The 16,172-nt window shown below is 65.3% G+C and carries 19 protein-coding genes and 1 pseudogene; 6 read left to right on the top strand and 14 right to left on the bottom strand.

Going from position 1 to position 16,172, the window contains the following annotated elements; translation table 11 throughout:
* On the top strand, positions 1-1,353 hold the full coding sequence (locus tag ACJ70B_RS11260) for a hemolysin family protein (protein WP_408957081.1): 1,353 nt from the start codon (positions 1-3) through the stop codon (positions 1,351-1,353).
* A gap of 18 nt (positions 1,354-1,371) precedes the next feature.
* On the opposite strand, the pseudogene ACJ70B_RS11255 reads toward ACJ70B_RS11260, so the two are convergent.
* The 4 genes and pseudogenes from ACJ70B_RS11255 to ACJ70B_RS11240 all read right to left on the bottom strand — a co-directional run.
* Positions 1,372-1,503: pseudogene (locus tag ACJ70B_RS11255) on the bottom strand (universal stress protein); the annotation flags it as partial.
* A gap of 129 nt (positions 1,504-1,632) precedes the next feature.
* Positions 1,633-2,373, bottom strand: coding sequence for a hypothetical protein (locus ACJ70B_RS11250; protein WP_408957080.1), 741 nt, complete (start codon positions 2,371-2,373; stop codon positions 1,633-1,635).
* Positions 2,374-2,761: 388 nt separating this feature from the next.
* Complete coding sequence (locus ACJ70B_RS11245; protein ID WP_408957079.1) at positions 2,762-4,147, bottom strand: sodium:calcium antiporter; 1,386 nt, start codon at positions 4,145-4,147, stop codon at positions 2,762-2,764.
* Positions 4,148-4,181: 34 nt separating this feature from the next.
* Positions 4,182-4,376, bottom strand: coding sequence for a hypothetical protein (locus tag ACJ70B_RS11240; protein WP_408957078.1), 195 nt, complete (start codon positions 4,374-4,376; stop codon positions 4,182-4,184).
* A gap of 89 nt (positions 4,377-4,465) precedes the next feature.
* Between ACJ70B_RS11240 and ACJ70B_RS11235 the strand changes: the two genes are divergently transcribed.
* Positions 4,466-5,479 (top strand): LEA type 2 family protein, encoded by a 1,014-nt coding sequence (locus ACJ70B_RS11235; protein WP_408957077.1) that lies wholly within the window; start codon positions 4,466-4,468, stop codon positions 5,477-5,479.
* A gap of 127 nt (positions 5,480-5,606) precedes the next feature.
* Positions 5,607-6,071 carry a pyridoxamine 5'-phosphate oxidase family protein gene (locus tag ACJ70B_RS11230; RefSeq protein WP_408957076.1) on the top strand — a complete coding sequence of 155 codons (465 nt, stop codon included), beginning with the start codon at positions 5,607-5,609 and terminating at the stop codon, positions 6,069-6,071.
* 36 nt (positions 6,072-6,107) lie between these two features.
* Here the strand turns inward: ACJ70B_RS11230 and ACJ70B_RS11225 are convergent, their stop codons facing one another.
* The 8 genes from ACJ70B_RS11225 to ACJ70B_RS11190 all read right to left on the bottom strand — a co-directional run bounded on the left by ACJ70B_RS11225 (position 6,108) and on the right by ACJ70B_RS11190 (position 11,282).
* Positions 6,108-6,257 carry a hypothetical protein gene (locus ACJ70B_RS11225; RefSeq protein WP_408957075.1) on the bottom strand — a complete coding sequence of 50 codons (150 nt, stop codon included), beginning with the start codon at positions 6,255-6,257 and terminating at the stop codon, positions 6,108-6,110.
* A gap of 137 nt (positions 6,258-6,394) precedes the next feature.
* A complete protein-coding gene (locus ACJ70B_RS11220) occupies positions 6,395-7,759 on the bottom strand; it encodes a hypothetical protein (protein WP_408957074.1) in 1,365 nt (454 codons plus the stop codon).
* A gap of 61 nt (positions 7,760-7,820) precedes the next feature.
* A complete protein-coding gene (locus ACJ70B_RS11215; RefSeq protein ID WP_408957073.1) occupies positions 7,821-8,660 on the bottom strand; it encodes an ion transporter in 840 nt (279 codons plus the stop codon).
* Between the two features lie 130 nt (positions 8,661-8,790).
* Positions 8,791-9,195: a hypothetical protein gene (locus ACJ70B_RS11210; RefSeq protein WP_408957072.1), complete on the bottom strand. Its 405-nt coding sequence runs from the start codon at positions 9,193-9,195 to the stop codon at positions 8,791-8,793.
* A 53-nt stretch (positions 9,196-9,248) separates the two neighbouring features.
* Positions 9,249-9,584 carry a HalOD1 output domain-containing protein gene (locus ACJ70B_RS11205; protein ID WP_408957071.1) on the bottom strand — a complete coding sequence of 112 codons (336 nt, stop codon included), beginning with the start codon at positions 9,582-9,584 and terminating at the stop codon, positions 9,249-9,251.
* A 148-nt stretch (positions 9,585-9,732) separates the two neighbouring features.
* Positions 9,733-10,500 carry a helix-turn-helix transcriptional regulator gene (locus tag ACJ70B_RS11200; protein WP_408957070.1) on the bottom strand — a complete coding sequence of 256 codons (768 nt, stop codon included), beginning with the start codon at positions 10,498-10,500 and terminating at the stop codon, positions 9,733-9,735.
* Between the two features lie 12 nt (positions 10,501-10,512).
* Positions 10,513-10,671 carry a DUF1059 domain-containing protein gene (locus tag ACJ70B_RS11195; RefSeq protein ID WP_408957069.1) on the bottom strand — a complete coding sequence of 53 codons (159 nt, stop codon included), beginning with the start codon at positions 10,669-10,671 and terminating at the stop codon, positions 10,513-10,515.
* Positions 10,672-10,799: 128 nt separating this feature from the next.
* Positions 10,800-11,282 carry a hypothetical protein gene (locus ACJ70B_RS11190; RefSeq protein ID WP_408957068.1) on the bottom strand — a complete coding sequence of 161 codons (483 nt, stop codon included), beginning with the start codon at positions 11,280-11,282 and terminating at the stop codon, positions 10,800-10,802.
* Positions 11,283-11,487: 205 nt separating this feature from the next.
* On the opposite strand from ACJ70B_RS11190, the gene ACJ70B_RS11185 reads away from it, so the two are divergent.
* The 3 genes from ACJ70B_RS11185 to ACJ70B_RS11175 all read left to right on the top strand — a co-directional run bounded on the left by ACJ70B_RS11185 (position 11,488) and on the right by ACJ70B_RS11175 (position 13,911).
* A complete protein-coding gene (locus ACJ70B_RS11185) occupies positions 11,488-11,838 on the top strand; it encodes a hypothetical protein (protein ID WP_408957067.1) in 351 nt (116 codons plus the stop codon).
* 130 nt (positions 11,839-11,968) lie between these two features.
* A complete protein-coding gene (locus tag ACJ70B_RS11180) occupies positions 11,969-12,745 on the top strand; it encodes an SRPBCC family protein (RefSeq protein ID WP_408957066.1) in 777 nt (258 codons plus the stop codon).
* Positions 12,742-13,911, top strand: a complete 1,170-nt coding sequence (locus ACJ70B_RS11175; RefSeq protein WP_408957065.1) for a zinc-dependent alcohol dehydrogenase — start codon at positions 12,742-12,744, stop codon at positions 13,909-13,911. The genes ACJ70B_RS11180 and ACJ70B_RS11175 overlap by 4 nt, the downstream gene beginning before the upstream one ends.
* A gap of 184 nt (positions 13,912-14,095) precedes the next feature.
* Here ACJ70B_RS11175 and ACJ70B_RS11170 read toward each other — a convergent pair whose 3' ends face one another.
* Positions 14,096-15,448 (bottom strand): chloride channel protein, encoded by a 1,353-nt coding sequence (locus ACJ70B_RS11170; RefSeq protein WP_408957064.1) that lies wholly within the window; start codon positions 15,446-15,448, stop codon positions 14,096-14,098.
* Positions 15,449-15,577: 129 nt separating this feature from the next.
* A complete protein-coding gene (locus ACJ70B_RS11165) occupies positions 15,578-16,000 on the bottom strand; it encodes a universal stress protein (protein WP_408957063.1) in 423 nt (140 codons plus the stop codon).
* Positions 16,001-16,172: the final 172 nt, after the last annotated feature.

Genomic DNA, 16,172 nt, shown 5'->3' with positions numbered 1-16,172 from the left:
ATGTTCGGGCTCGAGGCGGTCACGGCGGGAACCCTCGTCGCCGGTATCGACCCTCCGACGAACCTCGTCGTCGCGGCTGGCGTCGGGACGCTCAGCGTGTTGCTGGTCCTGTCGGGATTTTTCTCCTCGTCAGAGACGGCGATGTTCTCGTTGGCCCAGCACCGCATCGAGGCGCTGGCCGAGGAGGGAGCACCCGGCGCGGAGACCGTCCGGTCCTTGCAGTCCGACCCCCACCGGTTGCTGGTGACCATCCTCGTCGGGAACAACCTCGTCAACATCGCAATGTCGTCGATCGCAACGGGGTTGCTTGGGATGTACCTCGCCCAGGGGCAGGCCGTCCTCGCGGCGACGTTCGGCGTGACGGCGGTCGTTTTGCTGTTCGGCGAGAGTGCGCCCAAATCGTACGCCATCGAGAACACAGAGTCGTGGGCGCTCACCGTCGCCCGTCCGCTTCGACTCTCGGAGTACGTCCTCTATCCGCTGGTGGTCACCTTCGACGGACTGACCCGCCTTATCAACGGTCTGGTCGGCGGCACCGCCGTCGAATCGTCGTACGTGACCCGCGACGAGATCCGCGAGTTGATCCGAACCGGCGAAAGCGAGGGGATCATCGAGGCCGACGAGCGCGAGATGCTCCAGCGCGTGTTCCGGTTCAACGACACCATCACCAAGGAAGTGATGACCCCGCGGTTGGACGTGACCGCCGTCGCCCGATCGGCGACGGTCGACGACGCCGTCGCGAAGTGCGTCGAGAGCGGCCACACTCGCCTCCCGGTCTACGAGGGCGGACTCGACAACGTCGTCGGCGTGGTCGAACTCGGTACCCTCGTTCGCGACTACAAGCACGGTGAGTCGACCGAGGGCGAGTCGCTCGAAGCCTATCTCGAGGAGACGCCCCACGTTCCGGAGAGCAAACAGATCGACGACCTGTTCCGCGAGATGCGCGCCGAGCGCGTCGAGCAGGTCGTCGTCATCGACGAGTTCGGCACCACGGAAGGGATCGTCACGACCGAGGACATCGTCGAAGCGGTCGTCGGCGAGATCCTCGACACGCAGGAAGAAGAGCCGATCGAGACCGTCGACGAGCGGACCGTCCGGGTCGACGGCGACGTGAACATCGAGGACGTCAACGACGCCATCGGCGTCGAATTCCCCGAAGGCGAGGAGTTCGAAACCATCGCCGGCTTCGTGTTCAACCGCGCCGGCCGACTGGTCGAGCCCGGCGAGACGTTCGCCTACGATGGTGTCGAACTGACCGTCGAACGAGTCGATAACACGCGCATCAAGCGCGTGCGCATCGTCGAACCCGATCCGTCGGTGGCCGACGAACCCGGCGTCGCCGCCTCGAGCTAACGACTGCCCTGGGTGTCCGTCGGCCGACATGACCGTCACGACCGGGCGGTCGGCCGCGAGCAGGACCGACTGCGTCGTAATGCCGAACAGCGCCTTCCCCGTCGGGGATCAGTTCCGGCCGCCGATGACGACGTACTCGGCGTCGATCTCGTCGCGTCGACCGCTGCGAGTATCGACAGACACGACTGTCTACCTGGAATAGGTGGAGAGATATGATTGTAATGCATACCTTTTCCAACAGCGCAGACATACACGAATGACTGGCAACAGTTGGCTACATCACACGGCTAGCAACAGCGCTGCGTACCCCGAGCCACCGAGCGCGAACGCCCAGAACCGACTCTCGCGATCGGAGGGCAGTTCCTCTTTGATCACGTTGAGGATGACGCCGCCGGCCAGAAACGGCAAGAAGACGGCGACCAGCAGCTCGGTTCCCTCGAGCGCGTATCCCGCTCCGAAGCCGACGAGCACCGCCGCCGACAGCAGCCACCGGCCTCGGCGGTGGTACACCCGCCCGTGGTGTTCGCGGAGACCGTCGTCCGTGACGACGAAGTGCAACGCCATGGCGACGACGAAGAGGGCGAGGTTACCGAGTTCGCGATCCCAGAGCAGCGAGCCGATGATGGCATTGTAGACCGCGAACGCGCCGAGGTGGAGCCAGAAGACGCCGGCCGCGACAGTGTCCCCGTCCCGATCGGTACCGGTGGTTGACCGGCGAGCGAGGTGCTCGAGGCCGTAAAAGGTGATGAACCCGACGAGGGCCAGCAGGTAGCCGTACTGTTCGACGAGCGGCACGGAGAGCCCGTGACGGTCGATCGTCGCGGCGGCCTCATGGATCTCGGGCAGGAGGTGGACGAACACGTACGCAACCGAGACGCCGCCGGCGATCGACAGCCATCGGCTCCGCGGGAGCCGCCCACTGATACCGAGTCGGCCGGCGAAGAGGTGAACCAGTGCGAGGACGATCGCGTACGTGAAGAGAACTGCGGTGGCGGGACCCGCCGACTCACTCGGAGACATCGCCAACGGGTATGCGAGAGACGACCAAATGGATTAGCCGGCGACTCAGTGACGGCGATGTACCGAAAATCGATTCTCGAGGCGAAAGCGCCGACCCGTAGCTGAAAAACGTATTTACCCCAGGACTCGCCGTATGAGTCTGCTTTCAACGTCGCCCGTCAGGCCCACAAGGAGTACCACGCCGACCCGCAGAAGGAGATAACAACTGAACGCCCTCGGACCGCCGAATCTGGACCCGCGTACTCGTGCCACTCGCTATAGAATCTCAAGGTCGAGGAGGAGCCAGCTTCGCGTATACCGTATTGTGAGTTGACGTTCCACTGGCGAGTGTGATCGTGGAGAGCGGCGGAGCCGGACGGAACGGCGGCCGAACGGGTCGGTCTGCGATTCAGTCGTCGACGCTGTGGGTCCGATCACCACCGCCCGGCATCGCGGCACCGACCGTCCCGGCGGTTCGCCGAAGGAGCCGACGGAACGACTGCCAGCGGCGGACGAACAGCGCGACCCCAAGGACGACGTAGATGGCAGTGTAGAGCAACAACAGTTCGGTGCTCTCGACCGGGAGTCCAAAGTACTCCTGGATGATGGCGAACTCCAGAACGACCTGCGAGAGGAAGAGGACGAGCAGCGTGAGCGCCTCCCTGACGGACATCTCGAAGTTCAACAGGAGGGCGATGGCGAAAAAGGACTGGGCAGCGGTCAGCCAGATTTCCGCGGACTGTTTATAGTCGAAGGCGAGGACGCCGTACTCGCCGAGCGCGAGGGAGTGGACGACGACGAGGGTGCCGATGAGCAGCGTCCACTGGTTGAGCTTCGAGGAGATGAGCGCGTTGAAGCCGGCCGTCGAGCGGGCCTTATTGACGAGGTAGACGACGACGATGAGCTCCGGCGATTCGGAGGCCAGCGGCGCGATCCACTGGATCATGAAGAACGACGGGACGCCCACCTCCTGGCCGAGGTGCTCGAGGCCGTGGGCGAACGGTTCAACGGCCGTGAAGATCATCACGCCGGCATAGCCGAACAGGAGCAGGACGGTCAGGACGCGGCGGCCCCGCGAAAACTGCTGGAGGTATGCCGGCACCCCGACGTGTTCGGTCTCGGGTTCGGCCTCGCCGCGGAGGATGACCGCAATGTAGAGCACGTAGAGGCCGACGAGAAACAGCATGTCGAAGATGTCGATACCGCCGTTGAGGGGAACGAGAAAGGCCCAGGCGGTCGCGACGAGCAGGAAAACGACCTCGAGGCCGATATCTCGGTCGAGGACGACGACGTCGGAGAGGAACCCGGAACGGGACTCGACCGAGGGATCGGTCGACGATCCCCGGCGGAAGATCGTAAAGAGGGCGACGCCGGCCCAGCCGATGCCGATCAGGATCCGGTTCGCACCGGTCATGTTGGCGACCGCGAGATTTCCCGCCTGGACGCCGCGTTCGGTCCCCGCGAACACGCCCGCGTTCCAGGCGTAGAGGGCGTCGACGGCGTACTCGGGCGCGACGGCCAGCACCGCGAGCACCGCGATCGCGAACGCTCGCGGCACGTCCTTCTCGGCGGTTTCGGCCGCCCACGCGAGCAGGAACGAGGCCCCGAGGACGGCAAGACCGGTCACGAGCACCGTTCCGAGCGTCGACAGCGTCTCGAGTAGCGCCGGCGCTTCGTATGCGATTCCTGTGGTAGCCGCGAACCAAGGGAGGACTTCGGTCGCTCCCCAGACGGCGACCCAGGGGAGAGTCAATGCGAGTGCGGCCGAAATCGCGCCGAGCGCTTGTCGTTTCATAAGGGTCGTGACTGGAACGCGTACAGGTGGAATATCATAAGTGATGCGTTGCGGAGGCAGTGATGCCTGCTACTGCTACGGTGGGGTCCTCGACCGGCCGGCCGATAACGAAGCCGTTCGACCCCGGACACTCGAGTCGGTAGGTTTCGTCGGGGACTGGCCGCTCACGTTCGAGGGCAAGGTCCGTCTTCGGTCCGAGGACGCCGACGGGGTGCTCGCAGGCGGCCACACCACAGCCGATTCGCGGGTCGCCCGGACTTCAACGCCCTGAACGTGTAACGCGACGGCCGAACTTCCGTCGTGTGGGACCTCCGGTAGATGGTTCGTCGCAGAACGTGGCTGGTGACGGTCGTCGCACTCGTCCTGATCGTCGCGACGGTGACCTACGGCGTCCTCGCGGTGGATCGACCGCGGGTCGAGTCGGTCGAGAACGACTGGGGGACCGTCACGTCCGATCGGACCGAGATCGAGACGGAAGTGACCGTCGACAACCCGTTTTTGCTCCGCCTGGGCGACGCCGCGGCGGACGTGTCGTATACGGTCTCGTTAAACGACGTCGAGGTCGCGACGGAGCAGGAAAACCGCGTACACCTCGGCGGCGGCGAGAGCACCGTCAGCGTCTCGACGTGGATCGACAACGACGAGATCCCGGCGTGGTGGGCCTCCCACGTCAATCACAACGAAACGACGACGGTGCACGTCGAACCGGACATCGTCGTCGAATACGCCGGAATCCGGGTCCCGGCGGAGGCGTTGACGCGGACTCGAACCGTTCACACGAACCTGCTCGAGCCACTCGAGACGAACGAGAGCCGGCAGTTCCAGATCTCGAATCAGACGGTGTTCGTCGTCAACGAGACGAACGCAAGGTGGGGCAACGCCACCGTCAACCGAACGCCGATCGAGGCGTCGGCGACGGTGACGAACTCGCTGTCGGTTCCGGTTCCGATCACGCAGCTCGGGTATACGGTGCAACTGAACGGACTCGTCGTCGGTCAGGGCACCGCCGCCGAACAGACCGTACTCGAGCCGAACAGTACGCAGACGCTCGAGGCCAGTGCGGTGATCGACAACGCCAAACTCGACGAGTGGTGGGTCACACACCGTCGGCAGGGCGGCGTCTCGAACCTGACGGTCGACTTCAACGCCACCGTCGCGTACGGCGGCGTCGAGCGGACCCTCCCGCTCGAGTTCATTTCGTACCAGCGGCAGTTCCGGACGGACCTGTTCGCCGCATCGAACGCGACGGGAAGCGCGAGCGCGAACGCGTCGGCCGGTAGTGGAAACGGCGGGGAAGGTGGAGGACGGGAAGCGGCCGAGAACGGAACGTAGTTCGGCGAGAACGACGGCGCGTCTCGCTCTCGCGTAAATCGGGCCGCCTCCTTTCGTCTCGCGACACGGACCGCGAACCGACCGTACTGACTCGAGCTATTTCTCCCTCCGCCGCGAACGACCGGGTATGACCGACTTCCGCGGCGTCTGGTCCGAGAGCGAGGTCGAGACCTTCCTGCAGGAGGCGACGATCCCGATCCGCATCGCCACGCATCGACCCGACGGCTCGCTGTGGCTCGTCGCGCTGTGGTTCCGGTATCGAGATGGCGTCCTCGAGTGTGCAACCGGGGCGAACGCGACGCTCGTGCGCTTCCTGCGACACGATCCCGAGATCGCGTTCGATATCTCGACGAACGACGTCCCCTACCGGGGACTCAGGGGGAATGGGACCACGGAGATCGCAGCCGATAGCGAGAAGGCAGTCCTGCGCGACCTACTCGAGCGCTATCTGGGCGGCACCGACTCCGCGCTCGCCCGGTGGCTGCTCGCCGGCGACCGCGAAGAGGTCCGGATCGAGATCGAGCCGCGGGAGGTCTACAGTTGGGATTATTCGGGGCGGATGGGGGCGGACCCGAGCGACGGCGACGGATAGTCGAACGAACGACCCGCAGTCGGGATCTGCCGCCGACTAATACTGCGGCTCGAAACTGAGTTCGTGGTGGTCGTACGTGTAGCGCTCGATACCGGCCTCGTCACACCGTTCGAGAAGGTCCGCCGGCGGAACGTACGGGTCCTCGCCGAACTCCGTCTCGAGGTGGTTGCAGAACGCGATCGCCACGTCGCGGTCGGCTGTGTCTTCGACGTCGACGACTGTGAGTCGACGCCTGCGTCCCGCCGAGAGACGATAGTCGTGGTATCGATCTTGCTGGCGATCGCCGTGCCACCCGATCTCAGACGGCGGCCGAACGGTCCCGGCTACCGGTACGCGGCCAGGGGCGACTCGAACTGCGCCCCCGCTTCGGCCCGGCGCTCGAGTTCTCGGAGCAATCCGCGTTCCATGACGAAGTGAACGGGCTCCCAGCAGAGGTAGTTTAGCGCCTCGTGGCGGGTCGGAACCGGAACGCGAGAGTCGCTCGAGGCCCGCCGCAGGTCCGACCGCGTCCGGGCGAGCAACCGCGTCGTCTCGCGGTCGACCGGCTCGAGGACGAACGCCCACGTCCACGGCGGCGACTCGCCCCGCGGCTCGAGGACGAGCGCGTGTCCGGGCTCGAACAGGGCGATCTCCGGCGACTCGGCCGGCGAGAGCGGCGAGTCGTCGGCCACGTCGACGGTATCGCCGGCCTCGAGGTCCGAGCCCGCCGGCACAAACTGGGACGCATCGCTGCCGGTACCGTCGACGGCGGTCTCGAGGGGGTCGTCGCCGTCGAGGCCGTCTCGCCCGCCGGCGAGTCGGACGAGCCACGGCCAGACCACTTCGGCGGGCGCGTCGATCTCGATTGCGCGGGTGACCTGATCCGTCGCCTCGGGCAGCAGCTCGTCGCCCGGAAGCGAAGCCTGCGCTTCCCGCTCGGTGGCCCCCCAGCGGCGGTGCCGGGGCCGGATCGCGAAGTGGTACACGCCGGCCGCCGCGAGCGTGACCGCACCGAGGAGCCGTCGAGCGGTCAGCATCGATCCGCCTCGGGCGTCATCGTGGTCGCGCTCCGCCCGCGATGTCCGGCGCGCGAGCGCCGCCGCGTCGGCTCCGATGCGCTCGAGCGCTTTCGACATGAGATAGCCCGCGAACGGGCCGATGAGCCGCCAGTACCGGCGGAAGTTCCGGCGGGCGCGCTCGTCGGTCGTCGCCGTGCGCGCCTCGTAGGTTAGCAGCGTCCGGCCGTCGCCGTACGGTCGGACGGAGAGGCCGACGGCGAGTTTGGCGTAGCCGGGGTCGTCGAACGCCGCGAACGCCTCGGGATCGACCCGCCGCCATTCGATGGCCGGTCGCCAGAACGTTCCGACCGCGCCGAAGACGAACTCTTCGCCCGGTTCGTCGGCGAGTGTCGTCCACTCGTCGGTCTCCGGAATGTCCGCGAGTCGCAACTCCTCGAGCGGCCGGTCGCGCGACGTACCGCCGATCCAGTGAGCGACGGCCGTCGGCGCGTCCCGCAGCCGTCCCAGCGCGCGCACGATCGGCCCGGTGTCGGTCAGATCGGCCGTGAGCATCGCCTCGTAGGTCGTCTCGGGGTCGGCGTCGACGACCGTGTGCCGAACCGTCGTGACGTCGTACTCGGGCAGGTATCGGTCGATACGCATCGACGGATCGGCCGCGTCCGCGCCCGGCGTTGCGAACGGATTTTGCATGCTATTTTCTATCACGACATCGGTGATAAACGAACGGTCGCGGTTCGCAGTGGGGCGAGGCTCACTCGCTCGAGTCGAACTCCTGGTAGATAACGTGTCCGCAGGCCTTGCAGTGGGAGGCGTCCCGATCGTGCGACGAGAGCCCGCAGTTGGGGCAGGTGACGTTGACCTTCCCCGTTCGAGCCCACTCGCGGGCGATCTTGCTCGCCTGCCAGGGGAGGACGATGATGGCGGCCAGGATCGCCGCCACGGTGACCCACCGGCCCGCGGTCGTCACCGGGACGATATCGCCGAAGCCGACGGTCGACAGCGCCACCACGACATAGTAGAAGGCGTCACCGAACGTGTCGACGGCGGGATTGCGGCCGTGTTCCGCACTGTAAAATAGACCGGCGGAGACGAACAGCAAGACGAGCACCGTCAACAGCAGTTTCAGCGCGCGCAGGGCGTTGTCCGAGATCGTCCCAAAGAAAAACTCCGCGTCCTGCGTGAACCGATAAAAGCGGAGTACGCGGATGACCCGGATCACGCGGAGGAAGCCGACGCTGGCGACCGTCGCCGCCCCCGGCCAGCCCACGACGAGCAGCGTCGGCAAGATCGCGAGCAGATCGACCAGCGTGTAGACGTTGAAGAACTCCTGTAAGCGATCTGCCGCGCCGTAGAGTCGCAAGACGTACTCCACCAGAAACACGACCGCGATGGCGACCTCGGCGTTCCAGAGAAGGGTATCAACGGCCGGCGAAAGCGGGTACGTCTCCGCGACGAAAATGGCGACGAACGCGAGGTTCAGCGCCAGCAAGGCGATGTCGATGGCCTGCCCCGGTCGCGTCCGGTGGTCCAGCAAGTAAAACCGCACGACCTCGCGAAGATCACGGTGTCGTGTCTTCGATTCGGTCGGCATTCGACGGGAACTCCGAGACGGATCTACGTAGACTCTGGGATCCGCCGGCACGCGGTCAGCCTCGAGCGGCCAGTGACGACGCGAATCGGCTCTCGGCGACGCCGCCGTCGTCCCCGGACGGGTCGGCGACTCACGAGGAAGCGGCGGCCTCGGCGGCGTCTAACAGTCGCGCGATCGTGGGATCGTCCTCGAGCAAGACGATGGCACCCTCGCTGTATTCGACGAGTCCGTGTGCGCGCAACGACGGGAGCGTGAGGTGGTGCAGTTCGGTTTCGGCCTGCTCGAGCGTCTCGTCCGAGACCTCGTTCGGATCACACTTGCGTTTGCGGGCGGCGACGTGTCGGGCGAGTTCCGTCCTGTCGACGGGCGAGCGCGCTCGTCGCAGATAGCTGAGCGCGTGGCGTCGCGTGGAGTCCGCGAGGACCGTAAACGCGTCGTCGACCGAGAGCGACGAGCCGCCGTCGGTACGGATCCGGGCCGAGGTGCCGCGAGTCCGACGCGTTGGCCGGTCGTGTACACGATATCGCGTCGTCATACACCTCTCACGACGGGACAGCCACTAAGAGACGCGGCTTGCGTCCGCTACCACTACGACCCCGCTCGAGGACGAAACTCCGACGGTGGATCGATGACGATTCGGCCGCCGCCGATAGTGACGTCATGTTCGTGAATGCTGACCGTGACGCCGACGGTTGCATCGTCGGTCGCCGTGGCCGCCTCGACCGCGTCGACGAGGACATCGGCATCGATACTGTCACCAACCGGCTCCATCTCGGTCGTCGGAACGCCGGCGATGTCTGCCACGGACCGGATCGCGCTGACGACTATGTCCGCGCCGTCAGCGGCATCGTAGTGCTGTTCGTACGTCCCGGTTCGTGCGTCGAACGTCGGACCGTCAGCCGGTCGATGAGTGTGTTCTGACATGGGTATGAGGCGTCGGATACGGGTGTGTGCTATCCGTTCTACGAACCCGGGCGTGTTAAATTTGGCCCTTGGAGGCCTCGAGAGCCGATATTTTCCCACGAGTGAGATCGTTCCCACGAGTGAAAACGAGCTCGGCTGGGGAGACCCCTCAGAACAGAGTCACGTATTCCGAGCGATCGCGATACCGCTCGTACATCGATTCCGCCCACTGGAACACGTCGGGGTCGTCGGACTCGACGAAGAGCCGAAGGAATCCATCATCGTCGTGGGCGGCGATCCCGACCGTCGCATCACAGAGGAAGAGTTCGAACGGACAGCGATCATAGACCAGTATCTCGAAATGGCCGGTTTGAGCCGCCTCACGGGCGTGGCTCCCGTATTCGGAAAAGAGGATTTCGACGACTCGCCGGTCGAAGATCGCGACGACCTCCGTCCCGCGCTGGACCTGCTCGTATGCCATCTCGAGATAGAGCGGCGAAATGACCCCCGCGAAGAGACGAATCCGCTCGGCGTCCGCCAGCAAATCGGTGATCCGTCTGGTCGCGACGTGTGCGTGTGCCTGCTGTGGATACGTGACCTCGGCGTCCGCGAGGTGTTCGATCGGAACCGTCACGGGCGTCGTAGCGACCGTCTCGAGCAGTGGGCGGAGCCGGTCGGCGGTCGCGATCGCCGTTCGGCAGCCGGTAATCTCGTCCGCGACGACGCGACCGAATCCAGTGAGTTCGAACCCGCCGTCGGTGTCGGCGAGGATGCGCTGATCGGCGAGCGATTCGATCGCGCGGTGGACGGTCGACCGGGACAGCGACGTATCGCCCTCGAGTTCGTTCGGCGTCTTCGGCCCGTCACGTAGCACGGCGAGGAGTTCGCTGCGACGCATCAACTCCACCGGATCTGGCTCGGTCTCGTCTCCGGACATCGCGACCACCGGCTATACGCGTTCGATCTCCGCTTCGATGGCGTCGCGCTCGATGTCGAGGTCGTGTGCGTACGCGGCGTGTTCCGCGACGAGGTGGACGATCTCGTCGCTGCTGTCGGCACGCACGAGGAATGGACAGCCCTCCTGAAAACACTCGAATTTGAATGCCATGAGAAGTCAGCGCAAGTAACGGTCGGCGGGCGTGTAAAGCCGCCCCCAGCGATCGCAGCCCGTTCGGCGCGCTCGAGCGTAGCCCCGAGTTCGAAACCGCACGCCACACCGAAAGCCGACCAGCGGATCTACGACCGGTCACTCCGTCGACGGCGTTCGTCGCGAAGTCGAGTCACGATGTGTCGCACCGTCCGCGTGACGATCGACTCGCGGGTGTACTCGACGTCCCACGCCTCGAGCACTCCCCGCATCGTCGCGACGCCGTCCGATCGCCGAATCGCTTCCTGTTTGGCGTGTTTCAACGGATGGCTGAGCCAACTATACTCGGTGTGTGCGTAGACATCAGTCCGATCGCGGCTCCGCTCGAAGAGGACGACGTGGAGTTGCCGGTCGGCAAGCCGCGACGATCGGTACGCCCAACTCCCGTCCGATCCGTTCCCGACCAGCGTGTAATGGTACAGGCTCAACGGATCCCAGGAGAACCCTTCGTCGTTCAGTTTTTCCTCTACTTCCGCGATCGGTAGCGAGACCGTCGCGACGTATCCCTTCGGCCAGACGCGATATTCCGGCTGGCCGAGTCCCTTCGCAACACGATCGATCACGGGCCCCATCTGCCGGCGGAATCGACGGGGTACTGTTGGTCGAACGTCGCTACCGAACATCGATGTGAACTAGTCGACGCAAGGGAAAAGGAACTACGCCGTCAGTTGCACCCATCACGGGATATCCCCATCGGAACGTCAGTGTAGCAGCCCAAATCGGGAGCGCCACCATACGACAGTACGTCGGACGGAGGCCATTGCTCGAGCGCTGCTCGTGTTGCCGCCGCTGCGCTACGACGTGACGGGCGGCGTGACCGTCGAGGGCGTCGGCGATGCTGCCGTCCTCCGCGAGGTGCTGGCGAGCGTTCTCGACGGAATCGACGTCTCGGTCGAGCGAGTCGGGGAGTACGACGCGGCGCGGGAACCGGTCGACGCCGCGCTTACGTCGCGCCAGCGCGACGCGATCGCGATCCGGCAGATTGCTCCACCGTGTCTCGTCGTGGCCGTTCGGCGTCGAAGCCGCCATCGAGATCGCATCGACATCGGCGTGCGTTCGGCGGCCGTGCCTGCGCTTGCGGGTGTTACTGACAAACGACCGCTCGGTGGAGGTCGCGACGAGACGTAATGATTCGATACGCTCTCGCACGGAATCAGCCGCCATGTCCGGTCGGGTTGCGGGACCGACGGTCGACGCTGCGTCACCGGTACCGGCGTCGAAAAACCATTCAGGCGTTCGTCACGGAGGTGAGCACCCTATGTCGACCGAACGACAGGACGTAACGGGTATAGAGCCGTCGCACGCCCCGGAGCGGGAGCCGTCGGAACGGTCGTTCGGACCGGGCGGCCGGCTCGCCGCTGCAACCGTCGGCGGAACGCTCCTGGTACTGGGGCTCAGACGACGGTCGCTCGGGGGCGCGGCGGCAGCGCTCACCGGCGGCTGGCTGGTCTATCGAGGCCTCGTCGGCGGCCAGCAGCGCGCCGAGACGGTCGACAGCGGCCCGGCGAGCGAAGCCGGTCGAGCAGCCGAAATGGACGCGTCTGGCGCGGTAGCGACGACCCGTTCGGTCACGATCGGGCAACCGGCGGACGAGGTCTACGAGCGCTGGCGTGATCCGGAAGCGATGACGCGCATCTACCGCGACCTCGTCGACGTGACGGCCGAGAGCGAGGATCGCTGGCACTGGACGGCAAGCGGCCCGCTCGGCGCGAGCGTGTCGTGGACGACACACGTCATCGAAGACCGGCCCGGCGAGGTCCTCCGCTGGGAATCACTCGAGGACGCGCCCGTCGCGAGCGAGGGGGCAGTCCGCTTCCGGGAGGCACCGGCCGACCGAGGAACGGAGGTGACGTTACACTTCCGCTTCGAGCCGCCGGGCGGCCCCGTCGGCACCGCGGTGACGAAGCGCCTCGAGGTCGTGCCCGACGCGCTCGCGGCCGTCGCACTGGATCGCTTCAAGAGCCTCGTCGAGACGGGGGAGATCCCGACGCTCGAGCGGAATCCGTCCGCGCGCGGCGCGGGTGATACCCTATGAGGGCGCTGTGCTGGCACGGCGAAGAGGACGTCCGAGTCGACGAGGTGCCCAATCCCGAACTCGTCAACCCCCACGACGCGATCATCGAGGTCACCGCCACGGCCATCTGCGGCTCTGATCTCCACCTCTACGACGGCTTCGTCCCGACGATGCGGGAGGGCGACGTGCTCGGCCACGAGCCGATGGGCGAGGTCGTCGAAGTGGGCAGCGACGTCGAGACGCTCGAGGAAGGGGATCGCGTGGTCGTGCCCTTTACGATCAGCTGTGGCTCGTGTTGGTTCTGCGAACAGGGGCTGTACTCGCTGTGTGATAACTCGAACCCGAACGCGGAGATGGCCCGGAAGGTGATGGGCCAGTCGCCGGCCGGGCTATTCGGCTATTCGCACATGCTCGGGGGCTACGCCGGTGGACAGGCGGAATATCTGCGAGTGCCGTTCGCCGACGTCGGCCCGATCAAAGTCGACTCCGACCTGTCCGACGAGCAGGTGCTGTTCCTGTCGGACATCTTCCCGACAGGGTACATGGCCGCCGAAAACGCCGAGATCGAAGACGACGACACGGTCGCCGTCTGGGGCTGTGGCCCGGTCGGCCAGTTCGCCATCCAGAGCGCCTGGATGTTCGACGCCGGCCGCGTCATCGCGATCGACCGCGTGCCCGAACGGTTGCAGATGGCTCGCGAGCACGGAGATGCCGAGACGATCCACTTCGAAGAGGAGGACGTCTACGACCGGCTGATGGCCATGACCGGCGGTCGCGGCCCGGACCGGTGTATCGACGCGGTCGGCACCGAGGCCCACGGCACCGGCCTCATGGGCCTCTCTGATAGGGCAAAACAGCGAGCGAACCTCGAGGCCGACCGGCCACACGTGCTCCGGCAGGCGATCAAGTGCTGTCGGAAGGGGGGAACGCTCTCCGTCCCCGGCGTCTACGTCGGCCACGCGGATAACGTCCCGCTCGGCCCACTGATGAACAAAGCGCTGACCGTCAACACCGGCCAGACCCACGTCCAGCGGTATCTGGACCCGCTGCTCGAGACGATCGAGGACGGCGACATCGACCCGTCGTTCGTCATCACGCACGAAGAGCCCCTCGAGCGCGGTCCCGAACTGTACGAGACGTTCCGCGACAAAGCGGACGGCTGCGTCAAGGTCGTGCTGACCCCCTGACTGACCGGGTCAGCGCTCCGGTGAGCACCGCGAGAGTGACTGTTCGGCCGTGGAGAGCCAGGTGCTACCGCCCGTGGTCTGCGGAGGGTGCCGTCGGCGCTCCTGTACTGCGTTCTCAGAAGGCTTCGTACTGCGTCCGTCGAACGCTTCACGGTCCGATGTGCGAACGAGAGCGAAGCGCTCGTTACCGCTCCTCGGTCGCTTCGCTCCCCGCACCGTCGTCCGACACTCCTCGCGGTTCGGGATCGCGAGAGAGTGACGCGCTCGAACGGCTCCGTGAGGGGGTCTCTGCTTCGCGCTCGAGGTGAAACGCCGGTGCTTCGGAACGCGGCGCTGCTTCAGTGAGGAACCCAATCGACGGGCTCGCTCCGAAGGCGACGAGCGAGGCCAAAAATACGGGGGTGATGCTCGCCCCGTCGGTCAGTGCGATCGCGATCAGGGCCGACGATAACGGTGTTCCGGTCACGACGGAATTAAACGCGGCCATTCCAGTTAGCACCGCTACCATCGGCGGTAACCCGGGGACAACCAACGCCGTGGCTTGGCCGACCAGCGCTCCCATGAACATATGCGGAATGATGAGCCCGCCGATCCAGTTGCCATGAATCGTGACGCCGGCCGCGATCATGACCGCACCGAGGGTCACCACGAGCGTCGGTAACGCAACACCCCCGTCCAACAGGACGCTCATCTTCGATCCGCCGTAGAAGTACGACAGCGGCACGAGCCACCCGAGGACACCGATAACGGTCCCCGCGAGCGTCGTACGCACATAGATCGCAAGCGATGACGCTCGAAAGAGCCGGCCGATCAGCGAGAACGTGCGCGAATAGATCAGCCCGAACGGAATGCAGACCAGACCCAGCCCGATCGCCCAGCCGAGTTTCCCGGGTGTTGCTGGGACGAGCGACGGCATCTGCCACACCGGGAAGAGATCCATCCCCCCGATCGTGACCTCCGTCAAATAGCCCGCAAAGGAGGCGACAAACGTCGGGATGATCGCCTCATAGTACTCCAAGCCGCGCTTGTGGGGCAGTTCCAACCAGAGTAAGGCACCACCGATTGGCGCACCCAGAATCGTACCGAACCCGGCACCCATTCCGGCCAACGTCAGTAATTTCGTCGAGTTTTCGAACTCGAACAGCTCCGAAGCGTGCGTCCCGAACGACCCACCGACGACGGACATCACACCTTCCGGACCGGCATTCTGGCCGGCAACCAACCCGATCAACCCGACAGGAAGGATCGGCACGTTCTCCTCGAGGTCGACACGTCCCTCGCTGTGGAACTGCTGAACGAGCGCCGAGAGCGCACCGGGATAGAACGTCGAATACAGGATCGTTCCGATGAGGATACCCGCGCCGATACTGACCGGAACGCGCCAATACGTCGCGGAGAGCACCGTCCAGAGGTGGTGTTTGACGACTAGCCAGACCATGCGAAAGCCGGTGGCCACGAGTCCGATGCTGACGCCCAAGAGAGCGGCAACCAGCAGCATATGGTCGAACCGCTGCTCGGTCAAACGAAGCGATTCCATTACTCGGCAGTAGGTAAGGGAACGGGGCGTGATTTGGGTTCTCGACTGCTCGGTTCCGACGGTCCTCGAAGCCCGTCGTATAGCGGTTCAGAGCGGAGTCCACACCAGAATGTCCGCAGTATGGAGACGTTATCGCTGGATAGCGAGCACGGGAATCTCCCCGTTGCGGATAACCCGTTCTGTAACGCTTCCCAGCAGAAACCGCCCAACTCCCGAACGGCCATGCGTGCTCATGACGATCATATCGACGCTATGGCTATCGGCGTACTCGAGAATCGTTCGGTCCGGATTCCCGACTTCGACAGCGCCGACCGCGTCGACATCGCGGGAGAACGCTTCCGTAACGATCTTCTGTGTCGCCTCCGTGCCGTGTTCCCGAAGTGATTCGAGTTTTGCGTCGCCCTGGCCAACGATAGCGGCGCTTTCACTCTGTTCGACGACGGCCAAGACGTGGACTGTTGCGTCGTAGCGCTCCCCCAGACTGAAGCCGTGTTTGGCCGCGTCCAGCGCGGCCTCGCTTCCATCGGTCGGGACGAGAAGCGTGTCGTACATGGTACTCGCTGGAACGGCGATGACCTAATAGGCTGGGCGGTCCGTCCGCCGACGGAGAACCGCTCGAACCGAAACGCTACCACTGCGGCTCTCGGTCGTGGTGTGTGGCGTACTGGACAACCGGGTGCGGAAAGAGATTGAGAGCGGATTGTATGTTATGGCTGGGAAGGAC

Origin of the sequence: Natrinema sp. 74 (assembly GCF_046097095.1) — an archaeon.
Classification (GTDB): domain Archaea; phylum Halobacteriota; class Halobacteria; order Halobacteriales; family Natrialbaceae; genus Natrinema.
The sequence above is the reverse complement of the archived record's forward strand: the minus strand, read 5'-3'. Positions and strand labels throughout refer to the sequence as shown.